General features: G+C 66.7%; 20 protein-coding genes. 15 read left to right on the top strand and 5 right to left on the bottom strand.

All coding sequences use genetic code 11. The features are described from left to right. Positions 1-2 precede the first annotated feature (2 nt). The gene (locus NC595_RS14975; protein WP_253567784.1) at positions 3-257 is read right to left on the bottom strand and encodes a DNA-binding protein; all 255 of its coding nucleotides are present in this window, start codon (positions 255-257) and stop codon (positions 3-5) included. Between the two features lie 150 nt (positions 258-407). Between NC595_RS14975 and NC595_RS14970 the strand changes: the two genes are divergently transcribed. From NC595_RS14970 to NC595_RS14940, 7 genes are all read left to right on the top strand, one after another. Further along, a complete protein-coding gene (locus NC595_RS14970) occupies positions 408-1,025 on the top strand; it encodes a helix-turn-helix domain-containing protein (RefSeq protein ID WP_253567782.1) in 618 nt (205 codons plus the stop codon). Between the two features lie 25 nt (positions 1,026-1,050). Further along, positions 1,051-1,362 carry a hypothetical protein gene (locus tag NC595_RS14965; protein ID WP_253567781.1) on the top strand — a complete coding sequence of 104 codons (312 nt, stop codon included), beginning with the start codon at positions 1,051-1,053 and terminating at the stop codon, positions 1,360-1,362. Between the two features lie 9 nt (positions 1,363-1,371). Then, complete coding sequence (locus NC595_RS14960) at positions 1,372-1,761, top strand: hypothetical protein (protein WP_253567779.1); 390 nt, start codon at positions 1,372-1,374, stop codon at positions 1,759-1,761. Positions 1,762-2,021: 260 nt separating this feature from the next. Beyond that, on the top strand, positions 2,022-3,128 hold the full coding sequence (locus NC595_RS14955) for an ATP-binding protein (RefSeq protein ID WP_253567777.1): 1,107 nt from the start codon (positions 2,022-2,024) through the stop codon (positions 3,126-3,128). A 1-nt stretch (position 3,129) separates the two neighbouring features. Then, positions 3,130-3,798, top strand: coding sequence for a response regulator (locus NC595_RS14950; RefSeq protein WP_253567774.1), 669 nt, complete (start codon positions 3,130-3,132; stop codon positions 3,796-3,798). A gap of 104 nt (positions 3,799-3,902) precedes the next feature. Beyond that, entirely contained in the window at positions 3,903-4,808 is a 906-nt protein-coding gene (locus NC595_RS14945; RefSeq protein WP_253567773.1) for an ABC transporter ATP-binding protein, read from the top strand. After that, positions 4,805-5,566: an ABC transporter permease gene (locus NC595_RS14940; RefSeq protein ID WP_253567771.1), complete on the top strand. Its 762-nt coding sequence runs from the start codon at positions 4,805-4,807 to the stop codon at positions 5,564-5,566. Before NC595_RS14945 ends, NC595_RS14940 begins: the two co-directional genes overlap by 4 nt. Positions 5,567-5,632: 66 nt before the next feature. On the opposite strand, the gene NC595_RS14935 is transcribed toward NC595_RS14940, so the two are convergent. From NC595_RS14935 to NC595_RS14925, 3 genes are all read right to left on the bottom strand, one after another. Then, complete coding sequence (locus NC595_RS14935) at positions 5,633-6,841, bottom strand: acetyl-CoA C-acyltransferase (protein WP_253567769.1); 1,209 nt, start codon at positions 6,839-6,841, stop codon at positions 5,633-5,635. A 174-nt stretch (positions 6,842-7,015) separates the two neighbouring features. Further along, positions 7,016-9,403: a 3-hydroxyacyl-CoA dehydrogenase/enoyl-CoA hydratase family protein gene (locus NC595_RS14930; RefSeq protein WP_253567767.1), complete on the bottom strand. Its 2,388-nt coding sequence runs from the start codon at positions 9,401-9,403 to the stop codon at positions 7,016-7,018. A gap of 79 nt (positions 9,404-9,482) precedes the next feature. After that, entirely contained in the window at positions 9,483-10,097 is a 615-nt protein-coding gene (locus NC595_RS14925) for a TetR/AcrR family transcriptional regulator (protein ID WP_253567766.1), read from the bottom strand. A gap of 234 nt (positions 10,098-10,331) precedes the next feature. Here NC595_RS14925 and ndk point away from each other — a divergent pair, with 234 nt between their 5' ends. The 7 genes from ndk (at position 10,332) to der (ending at position 17,291) form a co-directional block, all read left to right on the top strand. Beyond that, positions 10,332-10,757 carry a nucleoside-diphosphate kinase gene (gene ndk / locus NC595_RS14920; protein ID WP_253567765.1) on the top strand — a complete coding sequence of 142 codons (426 nt, stop codon included), beginning with the start codon at positions 10,332-10,334 and terminating at the stop codon, positions 10,755-10,757. A gap of 3 nt (positions 10,758-10,760) precedes the next feature. Next, complete coding sequence (rlmN, locus tag NC595_RS14915; RefSeq protein WP_253567763.1) at positions 10,761-11,918, top strand: dual-specificity RNA methyltransferase RlmN; 1,158 nt, start codon at positions 10,761-10,763, stop codon at positions 11,916-11,918. Beyond that, entirely contained in the window at positions 11,908-12,702 is a 795-nt protein-coding gene (gene pilW, locus NC595_RS14910; RefSeq protein ID WP_253567761.1) for a type IV pilus biogenesis/stability protein PilW, read from the top strand. Before rlmN ends, pilW begins: the two co-directional genes overlap by 11 nt. Before the next feature lie 98 nt (positions 12,703-12,800). After that, positions 12,801-13,682, top strand: coding sequence for a helix-turn-helix domain-containing protein (locus tag NC595_RS14905; RefSeq protein WP_253567759.1), 882 nt, complete (start codon positions 12,801-12,803; stop codon positions 13,680-13,682). A gap of 165 nt (positions 13,683-13,847) precedes the next feature. Continuing rightward, positions 13,848-14,498, top strand: a complete 651-nt coding sequence (locus NC595_RS14900) for a YfgM family protein (protein ID WP_253567757.1) — start codon at positions 13,848-13,850, stop codon at positions 14,496-14,498. Beyond that, on the top strand, positions 14,495-15,706 hold the full coding sequence (gene bamB, locus NC595_RS14895) for an outer membrane protein assembly factor BamB (RefSeq protein WP_253567755.1): 1,212 nt from the start codon (positions 14,495-14,497) through the stop codon (positions 15,704-15,706). Before NC595_RS14900 ends, bamB begins: the two co-directional genes overlap by 4 nt. A gap of 187 nt (positions 15,707-15,893) precedes the next feature. Next, on the top strand, positions 15,894-17,291 hold the full coding sequence (gene der / locus NC595_RS14890) for a ribosome biogenesis GTPase Der (protein WP_253567753.1): 1,398 nt from the start codon (positions 15,894-15,896) through the stop codon (positions 17,289-17,291). A 193-nt stretch (positions 17,292-17,484) separates the two neighbouring features. On the opposite strand, the gene NC595_RS14885 is transcribed toward der, so the two are convergent. Continuing rightward, positions 17,485-18,048, bottom strand: coding sequence for a GNAT family N-acetyltransferase (locus NC595_RS14885; RefSeq protein WP_253567751.1), 564 nt, complete (start codon positions 18,046-18,048; stop codon positions 17,485-17,487). A gap of 69 nt (positions 18,049-18,117) precedes the next feature. Between NC595_RS14885 and folD the strand changes: the two genes are divergently transcribed. Next, positions 18,118-18,987 carry a bifunctional methylenetetrahydrofolate dehydrogenase/methenyltetrahydrofolate cyclohydrolase FolD gene (gene folD / locus NC595_RS14880; RefSeq protein ID WP_253567749.1) on the top strand — a complete coding sequence of 290 codons (870 nt, stop codon included), beginning with the start codon at positions 18,118-18,120 and terminating at the stop codon, positions 18,985-18,987. Positions 18,988-19,026: the final 39 nt, after the last annotated feature.

Here is a 19,026-nt window from a genome sequence, read left to right as displayed (position 1 = left end):
GTCTATGCGACCGAGCGCTGCTGCGTATTGCGGTCGCCGAGTGGGGTGCTAGGCTCATTCGCCGGCACCTTCAGGCCAAGGGCCACTGCAATTTCGTGGCCGAGACCGAAGCGCGCCTTGGATTGACCGCCCATGACCCGGTAGACGTCCTGGCGGCGATAGCCATGCTCGACCGCCCACTCGGTGAGGGTCTTGCCTTGGCTTCGCAGCCGATTTCGTACCTGATCGGGCGTCAGAGCCTGCGCGATTTTTTGCATCGTTGTCCCCTGATGTGTGGCAAACAAAGTTTTCCTATCTACGGTGCAGATATTAGTCACTTTGGTGTGGCTGTCAACACCAGGGGTTCGACACATTCAAAACCAAAGTTAGGGAACGGCCCGCCGCGGCGACATGTGGAGCCACTGGTCATGAAAAACAGAAAGTTAGGTTCAACATTGGCTCGGGACGGGGCTTCTCACGGTCCGGCCAAGGTTTCAGGCGCGAACCTTGGCTCGTTCTCCGGCAGGACGAACGCGCTTGTTCAGCACTTTGGTTCGGTTGCTGAGGTCGCTCGACGGAGTGGATCGTCCGAAACCGCGGTGAGGAAGTGGATCGATGGCGCAGAGCCCTCAGTCGAGCGCTGTTTGGCGCTGGCGAAAGGCACGGGAGTGTCGTTGGCGTGGCTGCTCGGTGGCGTTCCGCCGATGTGGGAATCGGAGATGACGGAGGCCGAACGCGACACCCAGATGATCGTCCTGGGCGATCCGGACGATGAAGCTGTGAAGGCGGCCTACCGTAGGCGCGATGCAGCTCTGAAGGGCTTCGTTGCAGGCTTGGCCACCGCCCAGGAGCCGCAAGAACGTGCCTCGCAGGCGGTGAGACGCGAGGATTTGAAGATCGCGCTGCAGCTGGCCAGCGAGGCGCTAGGTAACAGGGAGCTGCCGCCGGACAAGCACGCCGAGCTGGTCACCCTGATCTACGAACTCCTGGAGGAAGGGCTGCCGGAGGCCAAGGTGCTGCGCTTCGCGCGCGCCGCCGCGGCTTGAATCACTGGGCCAAAGGGGGCTATGGATGAAAGAAGCGAAGGTTTCAGCGGTGCGCCGCTTGCTCCAGGAGGCAAGGGTGCCCGATCACGTGGAAATGGCGCGCAGGCGCGGCCCGCTGGGCACGATCCGGCGAAAATACTTGATACAGCAGGCCCGGCTGCTGGCCGCGCGGTACTCGCTGGAGGTCACTCTGGACGCGTTCGTGTACGGCGCGGGCTGCGAGGCGATTACCGGGCTGGAACTGGACCAGTTGGAGCACCTGGTCGACCGGCTCGCTGCGGCTGGCGTTGCGATTGACGCAGCCTGTGATCCTATTGGGGTTCCCCCGGCTCGCTGAACCAGCAACATGAGCGAAAACCACGACACGGAGAAGGTCCGACGCCTCCGCGCCCTCCTTGCTGAGGCCGCTACGCCACAGGAGGTGAGCCTTTTGAGGGAGGACACGCTCGGGAATGTCCTGCGCGCCGCGGCTCCTTGGGGCCGCTTGCTCAGCCGGGCGATTCTTGTCTGTGGGTGGCTGGCCTGGTCGTGGTGGAACTACAGCATGTTCCGCTACAACCACTCCTGGACCTTCATCAGCTGGACCTACGACCAGGGCTTCATCCGCATGACGGCCCAGCCCTTCCTGGTAGGGGCCGGTTTCGGCGTCGTCGCCACCATCATGATCTTCCTGGTCACTATGATGGTCCGCGAGGTCCAGCGGCGTCGCCTTAAACGCCTTTCGAGCGGAGCTTGAACGCGCGGACCGCTCCGCCTTCAATTTGCAAACCTACTGTCTCTGCACCCGATTCCGCGCCTATTTTGCAAACCAAGGGATCGGCGCGCTTTTCACTCGCTCTCGGGCTTCAATTGGCTATCTGAAGCCATTTCATCCCGATTCGTCCCTCTATTTTCCGCCTTGTCCCGATTCCTCAAACCCCGTGTCCCCGCACAGAGGCGCCGCCACCTCCAACGCCGCCGCCACCACCGCTACCGCCGCCACCGCCCCCTCCGCCGGTGGTTGCGCAGCCCCCGTCGGCGCCTCTGCCGTCGAGGGTCAGTCTGCTCGATGCCGACCGTGCCGTGGTCGCGGGGGAGATCCCGCCACCGGGCGCCCTTGAGCGCCCGATCCGGGTCGATGGCAGCGTGGTGGGCTGGTTGGCGCTGCGCCCGCTGAGTCGTCCGGCCGATCCCCGCGATACCGCGTTCCTCGCTGCGCAGGTGCGCGGGATGATCTGGCTGGCCGGACTGTTGCTGCTGCTGGCGATGACCGTGGCGTGGGCTTTCGCCCGTCACCTGCTCGCGCCGCTGCGTGACGTTGAAAAGGCGGCCCGCAAACTCTCCGACGGTGCGTTCGGCGGGCAGCTGATCACGCACCGGCAAGACGAGTTGGGCGATCTGGTGCGGCACGTCAATCGCCTGAGCGAGGCGCTGGCGGCGCACGACACCGCGCGGCAGCGCTGGATGGCCGACATCTCGCACGAACTGCGCACGCCGCTGGCGATCGTGCGCGGCGAACTGGAAGCGATGCGTGACGGCGTGCGACCGACGGATGCCGCGACACTGGCCTCGGTGCACGAGGAGGTGATGCGGCTCGATCGGTTGGTGGATGACCTGCACCAGTGGTCGATGGCCGATGCCGGGTCGCTGAGCTACCGGCCGGCACGACATGACCTGGCCGAGCTGCTGATCGAAGGGGTGGCACGTTTCGAGGCCGCCGCGCAGCGGGCCGGCATCACCATCGCCATCGCCCACGCCGATCAGGCGGCGCCGGTCCATGTCGATGCCGATCGCATGCGCCAGCTGATCGACAACCTGCTCAGCAACAGCCTGCGCTACACCGAGCGTGGGGGCAGGATCGAGGCGCGGGTGTTCGTCGAGGGCGACCAGGCCTGCCTGCGCATCGACGACACGCCGCCCGGCGTGCCCGAAGAAGCCTTGCCGTTCCTGTTCCAGCCGCTGTACCGCGTCGACGGCTCGCGCAATCGCGCCCTCGGCGGCAGCGGACTGGGTCTGGCGATCGCGCAGCGGATCGCCATCGCACACGGAGGCACGCTGATTGCCGTGGCCTCGCCGCTCGGCGGCCTGCGGATGGAACTGCGCCTGCCGCTGGAGACGGCCTGAGATGGCCCGCATCCTGATCGCCGAGGACGAGCCGAAGATCGCCCGGCTGCTGGCTGACTACCTCGCCCAGTCCGGACACGAGGCATCGGTGGTGGGCGAGGGGAATCGCGTGCTAGCCGCGGTGGCTGCCGAGCGGCCGGCGCTGCTGCTGCTGGACATCATGCTGCCGGGCCAGGACGGGCTGGCGATCCTGCGCGAACTGCGCCGCGACAGCGCGTTGCCGGTGATCATGCTCACCGCACGCGTCGAGGAGATCGATCGCCTGCTCGGGCTGGAGCTTGGCGCCGACGACTACATCTGCAAGCCGTTCAGCCCGCGCGAAGTGGTGGCCCGGGTGCAGGCGGTACTCCGCCGCGGCCGACCGGGCGCGCCGGCCAACCCGTTCACCCTGGACGAGTCCGCGCAGCGCATCCGCTACCAGGGACGCCCCTTGCCGCTGACCACCACCGAGTACCGCCTGCTGCAGGCCATGCTGTCGCAGCCCGGCCGGATCTATTCGCGCGACCAGTTGCTGGACCTGATGCACGACGACCTGCGCGACGTCACCGATCGCGTGGTCGACAGCCACGTGCGCAACCTTCGTCGCAAGCTGGAGGACATCGCACCCGGGCAAGCCTTCATCCATTCGGTGTATGGCGCCGGGTACCGCTTCGAGGTCGGTGAAGGCTGAGCCGGGGTAGCACCGGTCACAAGTCACTGTGAGCTCAGGCCTATGGCCGGGCGACGCGGGTTCTGGCCTGATGGGCCATGAATGATCCGAGGAGCATCCGCGCCATGTTGGCCATCGAAACCCGGACGTTGACGCGCCGCTTCACCACCGGGCACGGCGTGGAGGCGCTCGACCTGGCGGTACCTGCTGGTAGCGTATACGGCTTTCTCGGTCCGAACGGGGCCGGCAAGACCACCACCATCCGCCTGCTGCTCGGTCTGCTGCGCGCCGATGGCGGCGAGATCCGCCTGTTCGGCCAGCCGCTGACGCGGCAGTCGCGTACTCCCCTGCGGCAGGTCGGCTCGATGGTGGAGTCGCCCTCGCTGTATCCGCACCTGTCCGGTTACGAAAACCTGGAAGTCACCCGGCGCCTGCTCGGTCTTGCGCCGGAGCGCATCGACGCCGTACTGCGCATCGTCGGCCTCGAGCGCGACGCGCATCGCCGCGTGCGCGTGTATTCGCTGGGCATGCGCCAGCGTCTCGGCATTGCGCTGGCGCTGCTCGGCGAGCCGCGGCTGCTGGTGCTGGACGAGCCGAGCAACGGCCTGGATCCGGCAGGCATCGTCGAGTTGCGCACCCTGCTGCAGCGCATGGCGGGCGAGCTGGGCATCACGGTGTTCGTGTCCAGCCACCTGCTCGCCGAAGTGGAGCAGATGGCCTCGCACGTCGGGGTGCTGCACCAGGGGCGGCTGCGCTTCCAGGGCACCCCGGCCGAGTTGCGAAAGCGCTATGGGGATCCTCTGGTGATCCGCTGCACCGATGGCGAGGCAGTGTGCGCCGCCCTTGCGGAACTGGGCGAGGCCGCCCAGCAGGTCGACCCCACCACGGTGCGCGTGCCGATGCCGCAGCGACCGGACCACGAGATCAACCGATGGCTGGTGACCCGGGGGCACGAGGTGCACGCGCTGGCGCGAAGCCCGCGCTCGCTGGAGACGCTGTTCTTCGAGATGACCGGGAGGGATGCCGCATGAGGGCATTGGGGCGGGCGCTGGCCGCCGAGCGGGTCAAGTTGCGGCATACCCTGGCGGCCTGGATGGTGGTGCTGGCGCCGATGCTGGTGGTGCTGCTGAGCGTGCTTCAGATCAGCCTGAGCCAGCTGCACGGCCCCTCGTCCCTGAGCGGGCAGGAGGCCTGGATGCGCTATGCGAACGGGCTGTTCGTGCTGTGGGTGTTCCTGATGCTGCCACTGTTCGTGACCCTTCAAGCCGCCCTGCTGGCGAACATGGAGCATGGCCCGCAGACATGGAAGCATCTGCTGGCCCTGCCGCTGCCGCGGTGGAGCCACTATGCGGCCAAGCTCTGCGTGCTGGCAGCGATGGTCCTGACGGCCACCGCCTTGCTCGCCCTGGCCACGCCGCTGGCCGGCTGGGTGATCATGCATGCGCAGCCGGCGTTCGGCATCGCCGGTCCGGCGCCGTGGCGCTGGCTGGCCGTCCATGCAAGCGCGTGCGTGGCTGCCGCTGGCCTGATGATCGCGCTGCAGGCCTGGGTCGCCATGCGCTGGCAGAGCTTCACCACGTCGGTGTTCATCGGCGTGGCCGGCACAGTGGCCGGGTTCCTGATCGGGCAGTCGGCACGGTTCGGCCCCTGGTTCCCGTGGTCGATGCCGGTGCAGGTACTCGCACGCCAATCAAACCACCTGTTGCAGGTGGTCATCGTGGGGCTGATCGGAGGGCTGATGATGGCCGGCTTTGGCCTATGGCATTTCGATCGGGGCGAGGCTGGCTGAAGCTGGGCCTGGAGACGAAAAAGCGCCGCATTGCTGCGGCGCTTTCGGGTTCGACCTGCTAGCGGATCAGAGCGATTCGAACACTCCCGCCGCGCCCATGCCGGTGCCGATGCACATGGTCACCATGCCGTACTTCTGCTTGCGGCGGCGCATGCCGTGCAGCAGGGTGGCGGCGCGCACCGCGCCGGTGGCGCCGAGCGGGTGGCCCAGCGCGATGGCGCCGCCCAGCGGGTTGACCTTGGCCGGATCCAGGCCAAGGTCGCCGATCACCGCCAGCGCCTGCGCGGCGAACGCCTCGTTGAGCTCGATCCAGTCCAGCTGGTCCTGCTTGATGCCGGTCTGCTTGAGCGCCTTCGGGATGGCTTCCTTCGGGCCGATGCCCATGATCTCCGGCTTCACGCCGGCCACCGAGTAGCCGACGAAGCGACCGATCGGGGTCAGGTTGAACTCCTTGATCGCCTTCTCGCTGGCCAGCAGCAGGGCGCCGGCGCCATCGGACATCTGCGAGGAGTTGCCGGCGGTCACCGAGCCGCCGAAGCGGTCATTGCGGAACACGGTGCGCAGCTTGGCCAGCACCTCCATCGTGGTGCCCGCGCGCGGGCCCTCGTCGGTGTCGATCAGGCGGCTGTCGGTGACGATGCCGCCGGTGGCCAGGTTGGGGTAGTGGTCGTCGAGCTGGAACGGGGTGATCTCGTCCTTGAACTCGCCCGCGGCGATCGCGGCCAGCGCGCGGCGATGGCTTTCCACGGCGAAGGCGTCCTGCTGCTCGCGGGTGACCTTCCACTGCTCGGCTACCTTCTCGGCGGTGATGCCCATGCCGTAGGCGATGGCGCGATCCTCGTCGTTGGCGAAGATGGCCGGGTTCATCGCCACCTTGTGGCCCATCATCGGCACCATGCTCATGCTCTCGGTGCCGGCCGCGATCATCAGGTCGGCCACGCCGAGCTGGATGCGGTCGGCGGCCATTGCGATGGCCTGCACGCCGGACGAGCAGAAGCGGTTGATGGTCACGCCGGGTACGGTGTACGGCAGGCCGGCGAGCAGGGCGCCGATGCGCGCCACGTTCATGCCCTGCTCGGCCTCGGGCATGGCGCAGCCGACGATGACGTCCTCGATGCGGTGCGGATCGATGCCCGGCGCCTGCGCCATCACGGCGCGGATCACGTGGGCGAGCATGTCGTCCGGTCGGGTGTTGCGGAACACGCCGCGCGGCGCCTTGCCGACCGGCGTGCGGGTGGCGGCGACGATGTAGGCGTCTTGCACTTGCTTGGTCATGGTCTGTTTCCTTTGAGTGACCTCGAAGCCGGGCTTTTTTTGTTCGTCATTCCCGCGCAAGCGGGAATCCATCGTGTTTCTGGCGTCAGATCAAGATGGATCCCCGCTTGCGCGGGGATGACGTTCGGCGGCCTCGGGGTTTCCGGTGATGGAGTGGGTCGGTCGCAACGCCTATCAGTTACGCAGCGGCTTGCCGGTGGTCATGGTGTGGGCGATGCGGGCCTGGGTTTTCTCTGTCTTGGCCAGTGCCACGAAGTGCTTGCGCTCCAGCGCCAGCAGCCAGGCCTCGTCCACCTGCGAGCCGCGCTCGATCGCGCCGCCGCACAGGCAGTCGGCGATGCGGCTGGCGATCTCGATGTCATGCGGGGAGGCGAAGTAGCCTTCCTGCAGGTTGGCCAGCGAGGCCTTGAAGGTGGCGGTGCCGACGTCGCCGGCCACCGGCACGGCGCGGGCCGGCAGCGGCGGGCGGTAGCCGCTCTCGGCCATCGCGGCGGCCACCTTCTTGGCGATGTAGAGCAGCTCGTAGCTGTTGAACACCACCACGTCGTCCTGGCGCAGCAGGCCCATCGCCTTCGCTTCCAGCGCGCTGGAGGAGACCTTGGCCATCGCCACGGTCTCGAACACCTTCTTCAGCTCCTCGAACGGATCGGCCGGATTGGCCTTGGCCGCGCGCACCGCCAGCTCATGCAGGCCGCCGCCGGCCGGCAGCAGGCCCACGCCCGCCTCGACCAGGCCGATGTAGCTCTCCAGCGCCGCGACCGTACGGGCCGAGTGCATCTGGAACTCGCAGCCACCGCCGAAGGCCATGCCGCGCACGGCAGACACCACCGGCACCAGCGAATACTTGATCGCCATGCTGGTGGCCTGGAAGTTGGCGACCATCTTCTCGAAGTCGTCGAACTTGCCCGCCTGCAACAGGCCCAGTGCGCCCTTGAGATCGGCGCCAGCGGAGAACGGCTCGCCGGTCTGCCAGATCACCACGGCCTTGAGCTTTTCCTCGGCCAGCTTGATCGCGTGCTGCACGCCGTCGAGCACGAAATCGTTGACCGTGTTCATCTTGGTCTTGAACGAGAGGATGCCGACGCCATCGTCGCCCAGCGTCCACAGGCGCACGCCCTCGTTTTCCCACACCGTGGTGCCCTGGTCGAACTTCTCGCCGAGGATCGGATCGGGGAATAGCTGGCGGGCGTAGACCGGGTGCGACGAGCGCGGCTTGTAGCTGCCGGCACTGGCCGACCAGGAGCCTTCCTTGCCGTGCACGCCGGTGCGGCCGTCAGTGACCCAGCCGGGCAGGGGCGCGCTGCTCATCGCCTTGCCAGCGGCGATGTCCTCGGCGATCCAGCCGGCCACCTGCTGCCAGCCGGCCGCCTGCCAGGTCTCGAACGGGCCGAGCTTCCAGCCGTAGCCCCAGCGGATCGCGAAGTCGACGTCACGCGCGGTGTCGGCGATGTCGGCCAGATGGTAGGCGGTGTAGTGGAACAGGTCGCGGAAGATCGCCCACAGGAACTGCGCTTGGCTGTCGGACGACGCGCGCAGCTTGCCGAACTTCTCCGCCGGATCCTTGATTGCGAGGATCGCGGCGACCTCGTCGGAAGCCTTCTGTTCGGACGGGCGGTAGTCCTGCTTGGCCACGTCCAGCACCACGATGTCCTTGCCGGCCTTGCGGTAGAAGCCGGCGCCGGTCTTCTGCCCGAGCGCGCCCTTGTCGATCAGGCCCTTGAGCCAAACCGGCGCCTGGAAGTACTGATGCCAGGGGTCATCCGGCAGGGTGTCGGCCATGGTCTTGATGACGTGCGCCATGGTGTCCAGGCCGACCACGTCGGCGGTGCGGTAGGTGGCGCTCTTCGGGCGACCCAGTGCCGGGCCGGTCAGTGCGTCCACCGTGTCGAAGCCGAGCTTGAACTGCTCGGTGTGATACATCGTGGAGAGGATCGAGAACACGCCGATGCGGTTGCCGATGAAGTTCGGCGTGTCCTTGGCGATCACCACGCCCTTGCCCACGGTGGTGGTCAGGAACGCTTCCAGCCCTTCGACCACGGCGGCGTCGGTGAGGCGGGTGGGGATGACTTCCACCAGATGCATGTAGCGCGGCGGGTTGAAGAAATGCACGCCGGTGAAACGGTGGCGCATTTCTTCCGGCAGCGCCTCAGCCAGGCCGTTGATCGACAGGCCCGAAGTGTTGGAGGCCAGCACGGCAGTGGCGGAAACGTGCGGGGCGATCTTCTTGTACAGGTCGAGCTTCCAGTCCATCCGCTCGGCGATCGCCTCGATCACCAGATCGACGTCCTTCAGTTGATCCAGATGCTCGTCGTAGTTGGCCGGAATGATCGCGCCAGCGAGGTTCTTGTCGGCGAGCGGGGCAGGCGAGAGCTTCTTCAGGTTCTCGATCGCCTTGAGCGCAATGCCGCTCTTGGGGCCTTCCTTCGCGGGCAGGTCGAACAGCACGGTCTCGACGCCGGCGTTGGTGAGGTGGGCGGCGATCTGCGCGCCCATCACACCGGCGCCCAGCACCGCGGCCTTGCGGATGCGCAGCGCGGTAGGTGAGGTTGATGCAGCAGTCATTGGCTTCTCCATACGATCAATCGATTGGGGGCAGACACAAAATGGATCGGACTACCGTGGCAGCCCGATGAAAGAGGGGTCAGGGGTGGCTCAGGCCCGCGGCGGCGAAGCGGATCAGGTGCGCGGCGGTCTGTTCGCGATGCTGCTGCTCGCTGACGTTGTCCTTGCGCTGGATCATGCCGAAGCCGGACATGGCGTGGGTCAGCGCACCGGTCACCAGGTCGATGCGCCAGTACAGCTCGGCCCTATCCAGATGCGGCAGCAGCCGGGCGAACTCGGCGGTGAACTGCTTCATCACGTGACCGTAGTTCTCCGACAGGAACTGGCGCAGGGTGTCGTCGTGCTCGGCGAACGCGCGCGCCAGCACGCGCATGAACAGCGACCCGTTGCCTTCGTGCGACAGTTCCAGCGCGGGCCGGATATAGGCCGCCAGCACGTCTTCCAGCCGGGTCGCGGGCTTGCCGGCAACCTTGGCCAGTTCGGCGAGGCGGTGCTGGTTCAGCGCGTCCAGGCGGCGCTTGAACACCTGCTCGACCAGCTTTTCCTTGGAGCCGAAGTGGTAATTCACTGCCGCCAGATTGACCCCGGCTGCCGATGTCAGCTGGCGCAGCGAGGCACCGTCGAAGCCGCGCTGTGCGAACAGCGCCTCGGCGGCGGTGAGGATGCGTTCCTTGGTCGAGGTCGAACTGTTCACGGCAGACAGCCACCGCCCACGGCAGAATCAAACGATCGTTTGAGCATACGCGCGGGGCTCGCCAATCGTCAAACGAACGTTTGCGTTCCATGCGGCCCAGCTTGCGATTGAGCTAGAATCTGTCAAACTTTCTTGTGCTAAATCCTCATTCCTTGACGGTTTTGGCATCTTTGCGCTGGTTTTTCCGGCCTATATACGAAACTTTCCTATCCCCGTTTTCCGGAGCACATCTGTATGGCGCTCGAGCGCACCCTTTCCATCATCAAGCCCGACGCCGTCGCCAAGAACGTCATCGGCGAGATCTACGCCCGCTTCGAGAAGGCCGGCCTGAAGATCGTCGCCGCCAAGATGAAGCACCTCTCGCGCAAGGAGGCCGAGGGTTTCTATGCGGTGCACAAGGAGCGTCCGTTCTTCAATGCGCTGGTCGAGTTCATGATCTCCGGCCCGGTCGTGATCAGTGTGCTGCAGGGCGAGAACGCCGTGCTGGCGCACCGCGAGCTGATGGGGGCGACCAACCCGAAGGAAGCCAAGCCGGGCACGATCCGCGCGGACTTTGCCGATTCCATCGACGCCAATGCCGTGCACGGCTCGGACGCCACCGAGACCGCCAAGGTCGAGATCGCGTATTTCTTCGCCGAGACGGAAGTCTTTCCGCGCTGAGGCATGGCCGTGAACCAGGTGGTGCAAATTCCGACCGACCCGGCCGACGCCGCGGGAAAGGTCAACCTGCTCGATTTCGATCGCCAGGGCCTGCGTGATTTCTTCACGCAGATTGGCGAAAAGCCGTATCGCGCCGAGCAGGTGATGAAGTGGATCTACCACCACCTGGAGAGCGACTTCGCCAAGATGACCGACGTGGGCAAGGCGCTGCGCGCCAAGCTCGATGCCACGTGCTACGTCGGTCCGCCGAAGACCCTGTTCGACAAGGCGGCCGCCGACGGCACGCACAAGTGGCTGCTCGGCATGGACGGCGGCAACGCCATCGAGGCGGTATACATCCCCGAGCCGACCCGCGGCACGCTGTGCGTGTCCTCGCAGGTCGGCTGCGGCCTCAACTGCCAGTTCTGCTCGACCGCCACCCAGGGCTTCAACCGCAACCTGTCCACCGCCGAGGTGATTGGCCAGATGTGGGTGGCGGCCAAGTACCTTGGCAACATCACCCACCAGAACCGTCGCATCACCAATGTGGTGATGATGGGCATGGGCGAGCCGCTGCTGAACTTCGACAACGTGGTCAAGGCGATGAGCCTGATGCGCGATGACCTGGGCTTCGGCCTGGCCTCCAAGCGCGTGACCCTGTCCACCGCCGGCCTGGTGCCGATGATCGACAAGCTGTCCGAGGCCATCGACGTGTCGCTGGCGGTGTCGTTGCATGCGGCCAACGACGAGCTGCGTACCGAGCTGGTGCCGCTGAACAAGCGCTATCCGATCGCCGAGCTGACCGAGGCCTGCCTGCGCTGGATCGCCCGCAAGCCGCGCACCTCGATCACCTTCGAGTACACCCTCATGAAGGGGGTGAACGACCAGCCGGAGCACGCGCGCCAGCTGATCAGATTCATGCGCAAGCTTCCTACCTGCAAAGTCAATCTGATCCCGTTCAATCCGTTCCCTGGGACACGTTTTGAACGCTCGGACGCCGATACGATCCGGGCCTTCCAGACGCAGTTGCTCAACGCCGGCATCCTCACGATGCTGCGGCGTACCCGCGGCGACGACATCGATGCCGCGTGCGGGCAGTTGAAGGGGCAGGTGCTGGATCGAACGCGGCGTCAGGCCGAATTTCTCAAACGTCTGGATCAGGGGGCTGTCCATGCGGGTTGATCGTTGGAGCATGTTGCTGTTGTGTGCGCTGTTGTCCGGGTGTGTCACGGTGGGTGGCAACTCCGGCGATGGCAGTTCCGGGGACCACCTTCCTACGACCAGCAAGTCCGACCAGGCCGAGGATGCGGCCCGCATCCACACCGACCTGGGGCAGCACTACCTGGAGACGGGCGACCTGCAGACCGCGTTGCAGAAGCTCACCCTGGCGCTGCAGTTCGACGAGAACTATGCGCCGGCGCACACCGTGATCGCGGTGGTGTACGAAAAGATCAACGACCTGACCCACGCCGAGCAGCACTATCGGCGCGCGGTCGAGCTCGAACCGAACCGCGGCGGCCCGAACAACAACCTCGGCGCCTTTTTGTGCCGCATCGGCAAGCCGGTGGAAGCGGAAACCTATTTCCGCAAGGCAATCACCGACCCGTTCTACAAGACGCCGGACGTTGCACTGACCAATGCCGGCATCTGCCAGATCAAGGCAGGGCGCGAAGCGGCGGCCGAGAACGATTTCCGCGATGCGCTGCAGCGCAATCCGAACAATGCAGAGGCGCTGTTCCAACTGGCGAGCGCCCTCTACAAGACCGGTGATGCCTTCCACGCGAGTGCTTTCCTGCAGCGCTTCGATGCGCTCGGCCACCCGACAGCCGATGCTTACCTGCTCGGCATGCAGATCGAATCCCGCTTGGGCAACAAGGACTCTGCCCAGTCGTATCGCCAGCGCTTGCTGAGCCAGTTTCCGGACTCGGACCAGGCCCGCAGCCTCGATCAAAGCTCCCGTCCATGAATTCTGTCCCGCCCTCGATGCAAGACCGGACTTCACCCGAAGCGGAGCACTCCAGTCAGGCCGGCGCCTGGCCGGATGCCCTTCCCAATGAGGCCTCCGTGATCACGTTCGGCCAGCGCCTGCGCTCGGCTCGCCAGTCGCGCGGATTGGACGTCGAGTCCTGCGGCCAGCAACTGAAGTTGCCGACGCGCGTACTGAGGCAGCTTGAGGACGATCGTCACGATGGCATCGACTACCGGGTCTACCTGGGCAGTTACATCACCAAGTACGGCCGTTATCTCGGGATCGAGGACTCGCTGATCCAGGCGGAGGTATCGCGCATCCGCCGCCGCAGCGAGCCCGAGCTGGTGGCTACCGGAGGTATCTCGCACTCGCGCTACCTTCTGGAGCGCTACGCGACGGCGGCAACGTACGTGGTGCTCACCGCAGTGATCGTGGTTCCGGTCGTATGGCTGGGTATCCGCGGCACCCTCAGTCGCGACATCGCCCATCTCGCCCCGCTCGACGCGTCTCCCGTGGCGCAGCAGGAGATCCAGGCGTCTGGCAGCCCGACGACGGGGCAAACGCCCTCTGCAGCGTCGGCGGCCGTACCGGCGGTGAAGAGCGAGGACGAGCAGCCTCTGCTTGCATCGATGGTTCCCAACATGGCCGCCGATGCGGTCAAGCCGGTGGCACCGGTCAGCCCGGCCCTCGTCGATGCGGGGCAGGGCGGGCATATCCTGACGCTCGCCCTGACCGACGCGAGCTGGGTCGAGATCACATCGGAGGATGGCACCCGGCTGGAGTACGGCCTGCTCCCTGCCGGTACGCGCCGTACCTATCACAGCGCGACCCCGCTGGAGATACGCTTGGGCAACGCGGGCGGGGCGTCCGTGAGTGTGGATGGCAAGTCGCTTTCGCTCGATCCCTATCGGCGGGCGAACGTTGCCCACTTCCGCATCCAGATTCAGGACGGCAAGGCGGTTCCCGCCGGCGCCTGAGGCGCCACGTGCCGACCCGGCCGCGCCTGCCTTGCCGGGCGCGGCGGCACCTGTTTCGGTTATTCTTGCCCTTTACCCGCGCGCGCCACGGCGCGCCGGTGTCTCAACTGACGAGCTGCTGCCGACCTGGTCCGGGCGGCCGCTGGCGTTTTCAACGGTGATTGCATGGCATTCGACGCATACGACGACTACGAGCAGAGCGAACGTGTACAGAAATGGCTGCGCGAGAATGGCGTATCCATCGCGGTAGGCATCGCGATCGGTCTGGTCGGCATCTTCGGGTGGCAGCAGTGGCGCAACCACCAGGCGAGCAGCCGTGCGGCGGCGGCTGCGATCTACCAGCAGGTCCAGGCGGCCGAGAACGTGGGCAACCAGGCCGTCGCCGACCAGCTCACCGAGCAGCTGCAGAAGAATTACGACAAGTCCAGCTATGCGGTGTTCGCCACCAGCGAGCGGGCGCGTCATCTGGTGGAGACGAAGCAGTTCGACAAGGCGGCCGCTTCGCTCGACTGGGCGATCGGGCATGCCGAGGAGCCCGCCCTGAAGTCCCTGATGCGCCTGCGCATGGCCCAGGTCCAGTTCGCCCAAGGCAAGGACAAGGAGGCCCTGGCCACGCTCGACCAGCTCACCGACAAGCAGTATGCCGGCATCGCTTCGGAACTACGGGGTGATGTGCTGGTCAAGCTTGGTCGGGTCGACGATGCGCGCAAGTCCTACCAGACTGCCTTGTCGGCCATGAGCGGGGACTCGCCGTTGCGTGATGCCCTGCAGCTGAAAATTGACGATCTGGCTGCGGCCGGGAAGCAGGGTGCATGAAACCGGTTTTCAAGAAGTTTGTTTGGCTGATCGCGATGTCTTCCCTGGTGGCCCTGTCCGGCTGCCACAACAAGAAGAAGGACAACATCGAGCCGCCGACCCCGCTGGCGAAGGATTTCACCCCCACCGTCAAGGTGGCCAAGGTGTGGAGCGCGCGGGTGGGTGAGGGCGCCGGTGTGACTGGTGTGAGGATGGGGCCCGTGGTGGTTGACGGCGTGCTCTATGCCGCCAGCACCGACGGCGAGCTGGCGGCTTTCGACGCCGCCAGCGGCAAGAAGCTGTGGTCGAAGAAGTCGAGCACCCACGGCTGGTTCGGCTGGGGCGACAAGCACCGCAAGGACGCCTTTTACGCCGGTGGCCCGGCCGTGGATGGCGATCTGCTGGCGGTCGGCACGCTGGACGGCCATGTCTACGGGCTGAGTTCCAAGGACGGGTCGCAGCGCTGGGAAGCCGACCTGAACTCGGAGGTGATCACCGCGCCGGTCATCGTCGGCGATCTGGTGCTGGTGCGTACCCAGGATGGCCGCGTCTACGGCCTGGACCGCGCGAGCGGCGACCGCCGCTGGGTGTATGACCAGGGCAACGTGCCGCTGCTCAGCGTGCGCGGCAATGGTCCGCTGCTGGCCGCCAACGGCGTGGTGTTCTTCGGCAGTGACGATGGCAAGCTGGTTGCGCTGCGCATGGACAATGGCGAAAAGCTCTGGGAGCAGGCGCTGGCCAACGGCGAGGGTCGTACCGACATCGAGCGCCTGGACGATGCCGACGGCGCCGTGGTGCTCGACGGCACCACGCTGTTCGGTACCGCCTACCATGGCAACCTCGTGGCCATCGATGGTCCCAGCGGTCGGCCGTTGTGGAGTCGCCAGTTCTCCAGCTACGGCTCGCCCGCGGTGTCAGGCAACATGGTTTTCGCGGTGAACGACCAGTCGCAGGTGTGGGCATTCGACCGCAGCGGTGGCGCCGACCAGTGGAAGAACGACGCGCTGAAGTATCGCTGGCTGAGCAGCCCGGCGGTGCAGGGCAGCTACGTGGTGGTCGGTGATGTCGAGGGCTACGTGCATTGGCTGCAGACCGGCGACGGTGCGCTGGCGGCCCGCGAGCGCCTCTCGAAAAAGCCGATCCGCGCCCAGCCGGTGGTCGCGGGCGACATGGTCTACGTGGAAGACATCAAGGGCCATATCGGCGCCTATCGTCTGTCCGCCAACTGAGCCGACCCGGGCGCCTTCGGTGCCCGGGGACAACTTGCTGACGGGCGTCGCCTTGGTGCGGCGCCCGTTTTTGCGATGAGGGCCGGTGTTGCCGGTCTTCTTGCCTTACACTGCCGACGCTCCCGCGTCGCACCGTTTCCGGTGCGGCTGGCCACGAGCGCCGTCACCCAACTCCTGGTTTCCTATCATGCTTCCCGTCGTTGCACTGGTCGGCCGTCCGAACGTCGGCAAGTCGACCCTCTTCAATGTCCTGACCCGCAGCCGCGACGCGCTGGTGGCCGACATGCCCGGGGTGACCCGCGATCGTCATTACGGCGTCTGCCGCCTCGGCGAGCGGCCGTTCGTGGTGGTCGATACCGGCGGCCTGTCGGGTACCGAGGAAGCGCTGGACGTACTCACCGCCAGACAGGTGCGCCTGGCGATCGAGGAAGCGCAGGTACTGGTGTTCGTGGTAGACGCGCGCGACGGCCTGCTGGCCCAGGACCACGTGATCCTCGGCGAACTGCGCCGCAGCGGCAAGCCGATCATCGTGGTGGTCAACAAGACCGACGGGCTGGACCTCGCCACGGCGATGGCCGAGTTCTCGGTGTTCGGCCTGGCCGCCACGCTGCCGGCCTCGGCCGCGCACAACCGCGGCACCGAGGACCTGGTCGGCGCTATCCGTCCGCTGCTTCCCGAGGATGCCGGCGAGGAGACCGCGCCGGAAGAGGACGGCAGCATCCGCGTGGCGATCGTTGGCCGGCCCAACGCCGGCAAGTCGACCCTGATCAACCGGCTGCTCGGCGAGGACCGGCTGATCGTCTCCGACGTGGCCGGAACCACCCGCGATCCGATCCGCGTGCCGCTGGAGCGCGACGGCAAGCGCTACACCCTAATCGACACCGCCGGCGTGCGCCGCAAGGCTCGCGTCGAGGAGGCGGTGGAGAAGTTCAGCGTGATCAAGACGCTGCAGTCGATGGCCGCCGCCCAGGTGGTGGTGATGATGATCGACGCGCGCGAGAACCTCGCCGACCAGGATCTGACCCTGATCGGCCATGCCATCGACGAGGGCCGCGCGCTGGTCATCGCCGTCAACAAGTGGGATGGCATGGATGCCTACCAGCGCGAGCAGTGCCAGCGGGCGCTGGAGCGCCGGCTGGTATTCGTGGACTGGGCCAAGACCGTGTTCATTTCCGCACTGCACGGCTCGGGCCTGCGCGAACTGATGCGCGCCATCGTGCGGGCACATGCCGGCGCGACCCGCGAGCTGGGCTCGTCCGAGCTGACCCGCGCGCTGGAAAAGGCCTACGAGAGCTACCAGCCGCCGCTAGTGCGCGGCCACGCGCCGAAGCTGCGCTTCGCCCATCCGGGCGGAAGCAACCCGCCGACCATCGTCATCCACGGCAGCCGCACCAAGCACATCGCTCCGGCCTACCGCCGCTATCTGGAAGGCTTCTTCCGCAAGCGCTTCAAGATCGAGGGCACGCCGATCCGCATCGAGTTCCGCGACGGCGAAAACCCGTTTGCCGGCAAGAAGAACGTCCTCACCGAGGGCCAGCTGCGCAAGCGCCAGCGCATGATCCGCGAGATGAAGCGGCGCAAGTAGGCCGCGCATCCGCCGCAGGCTGCCCATCGTGGCGCGCCGTGATGGCGCGCCGTGATGGCGCGACGCGCGGGCGCGCAGCGCAGCCCCTCTCCGTCCATCTGCCGTAGCGTTCCGGTGAGTCGTCGATGGTCGGGCGGCGTCGCAGGGGCAGGGGCCTGATCGGGATCCTCCGGCCCGGTGGCGCCGGCGCGATTCACGTCTGCGCCAGATCCTCGGGGACCAGCGCATACACCGCCCCGTCCTTCGCCTGTTCGCCATCCCAGATCCGGCGACGGGCGATCGCCTCGAACCGCGCACCGGCGCGTTCGGCGGTCTGCCGGCTGGCCCGGTTGTCAGGCAGCACGACGATCTCGATGCGCTGGAGTGCCAGCTGCGTGAAGCCGAATCGCGCGGCCAGCCGCACGGCTTTCGTCGCCACGCCGCGTCGTTGTTCCGACTGGCGCACCCAGTACCCCAGGTTCGCACTGCGGTGCAGGTGGTTGCGCTGGTTCAGGCCAATGCTGCCGAGCAGCCGTTGGCCGGTCTGGTCGAAGATGCCGAACGCGAAATGCTCGCCGTCCGCCCAGCCCTGCTCGCAGCGGCGGACCCAGTCCCGTGCTGCGGCGAGGTCGTAGCCGGCACGGCACCAGGGCAGCCATCGACCGAGGCTGTCGATCGACTCGACCACCGCCGCTTCCAGTGCGCGCGCATCGTCCGGTCGCCACGGGCGCAGCAGCAGGGGACCATCGACGATTTCCGTGTCGTGAGGGAGGGGCATGGCGAATTCCGTTTGTGCGGGGCTGTGGCGGCAAACGATAATAAGCGCCTTTTCCGACAGGCCTACCGCATGAGCGCACGCATTCTCGACGGCAAACGCATCGCCCAGGAACTGCTCGAGCGCATCGGGCGCCGCGTCGAGGAGCGCAAGGCCAAAGGTCTGGGCGCGCCCGGCCTGGCCGTGGTGCTGGTCGGCGACGATGCGGCTTCGTCGGTCTACGTACGCAACAAGCGCAAGGCCTGCCACCAGGTCGGCTTCCGTTCGTTCGACTTCGACCTGCCGTCGAGCGTGACCCAGGACGAGCTGTTTGCGCTGATCGACAAGCTCAACGCCGATCCCGAGGTGCACGGGATCCTGGTGCAGTCGCCGCTGCCTTCCCACATCGACGAGGACGCGCTGGTCGACCGTATCGACCCGTCCAAGGACGTGGATGGCTTCCAGGCGATCAACGTGGGCCGGCTGGCACTGCGCCGCTTCGGGCTGCGTCCCTGCACGCCCAAGGGCGTGATGACCCTGCTCGGGCATACCGACCGGCCGGTGCGCGGCCAGCACGCCGTGGTGGTCGGTGTCTCCAACCATGTCGGCAGGCCGCTGGCGCTGGAGCTGCTGATCGCCGGCTGCACCACCACCTGCTGCCATCGCTTCACCAAGGACCTGGAAAGCCACGTGCGGCAGGCGGACATCATCATCGTCGCCGTCGGCAAGCCGGGTCTGGTCAGGGGTGAATGGATCAAGCCCGGCGCCGTGGTGGTCGACGTGGGCATCAACCGCCTCGACGACGGCCGGCTGGTCGGCGACGTGGAGTTCGCGCCGGCTGCCGAGCGCGCCAGCTGGATCACCCCGGTACCGGGCGGGGTCGGGCCGATGACCGTCGCCACGCTGATGGAGAACACCCTCGAGGCCGCCGAGGCGCGCGACACGGTCCGCTCCGTCGGCTGAACACACTCCCTTGGGGGCGGCATCCGACCGCACTGCAAC

Source organism: Dyella lutea, assembly GCF_024158035.1.
In the GTDB taxonomy this organism is placed as follows: Bacteria; Pseudomonadota; Gammaproteobacteria; order Xanthomonadales; family Rhodanobacteraceae; genus Dyella_A; species Dyella_A lutea.
This window is presented reverse-complemented; position numbering and strand designations above follow the sequence as displayed.

Excerpts from the sequence above, each read along its gene's own strand:
- NC595_RS14975 (WP_253567784.1), bottom strand. The coding sequence starts at position 257 with ATGCAAAAAATCGCGCAGGCTCTGACGCCCGATCAGGTACGAAATCGG.
- NC595_RS14970 (WP_253567782.1), top strand. The coding sequence starts at position 408 with ATGAAAAACAGAAAGTTAGGTTCAACATTGGCTCGGGACGGGGCTTCT.
- NC595_RS14965 (WP_253567781.1), top strand. The coding sequence starts at position 1,051 with ATGAAAGAAGCGAAGGTTTCAGCGGTGCGCCGCTTGCTCCAGGAGGCA.
- NC595_RS14960 (WP_253567779.1), top strand. The coding sequence starts at position 1,372 with ATGAGCGAAAACCACGACACGGAGAAGGTCCGACGCCTCCGCGCCCTC.
- NC595_RS14950 (WP_253567774.1), top strand. The coding sequence starts at position 3,130 with ATGGCCCGCATCCTGATCGCCGAGGACGAGCCGAAGATCGCCCGGCTG.
- NC595_RS14945 (WP_253567773.1), top strand. The coding sequence starts at position 3,903 with ATGTTGGCCATCGAAACCCGGACGTTGACGCGCCGCTTCACCACCGGG.
- NC595_RS14940 (WP_253567771.1), top strand. The coding sequence starts at position 4,805 with ATGAGGGCATTGGGGCGGGCGCTGGCCGCCGAGCGGGTCAAGTTGCGG.
- NC595_RS14935 (WP_253567769.1), bottom strand. The coding sequence starts at position 6,841 with ATGACCAAGCAAGTGCAAGACGCCTACATCGTCGCCGCCACCCGCACG.
- NC595_RS14930 (WP_253567767.1), bottom strand. The coding sequence starts at position 9,403 with ATGACTGCTGCATCAACCTCACCTACCGCGCTGCGCATCCGCAAGGCC.
- ndk (WP_253567765.1), top strand. The coding sequence starts at position 10,332 with ATGGCGCTCGAGCGCACCCTTTCCATCATCAAGCCCGACGCCGTCGCC.
- rlmN (WP_253567763.1), top strand. The coding sequence starts at position 10,761 with ATGGCCGTGAACCAGGTGGTGCAAATTCCGACCGACCCGGCCGACGCC.
- pilW (WP_253567761.1), top strand. The coding sequence starts at position 11,908 with ATGCGGGTTGATCGTTGGAGCATGTTGCTGTTGTGTGCGCTGTTGTCC.
- NC595_RS14900 (WP_253567757.1), top strand. The coding sequence starts at position 13,848 with ATGGCATTCGACGCATACGACGACTACGAGCAGAGCGAACGTGTACAG.
- bamB (WP_253567755.1), top strand. The coding sequence starts at position 14,495 with ATGAAACCGGTTTTCAAGAAGTTTGTTTGGCTGATCGCGATGTCTTCC.
- der (WP_253567753.1), top strand. The coding sequence starts at position 15,894 with ATGCTTCCCGTCGTTGCACTGGTCGGCCGTCCGAACGTCGGCAAGTCG.
- NC595_RS14885 (WP_253567751.1), bottom strand. The coding sequence starts at position 18,048 with ATGCCCCTCCCTCACGACACGGAAATCGTCGATGGTCCCCTGCTGCTG.
- folD (WP_253567749.1), top strand. The coding sequence starts at position 18,118 with ATGAGCGCACGCATTCTCGACGGCAAACGCATCGCCCAGGAACTGCTC.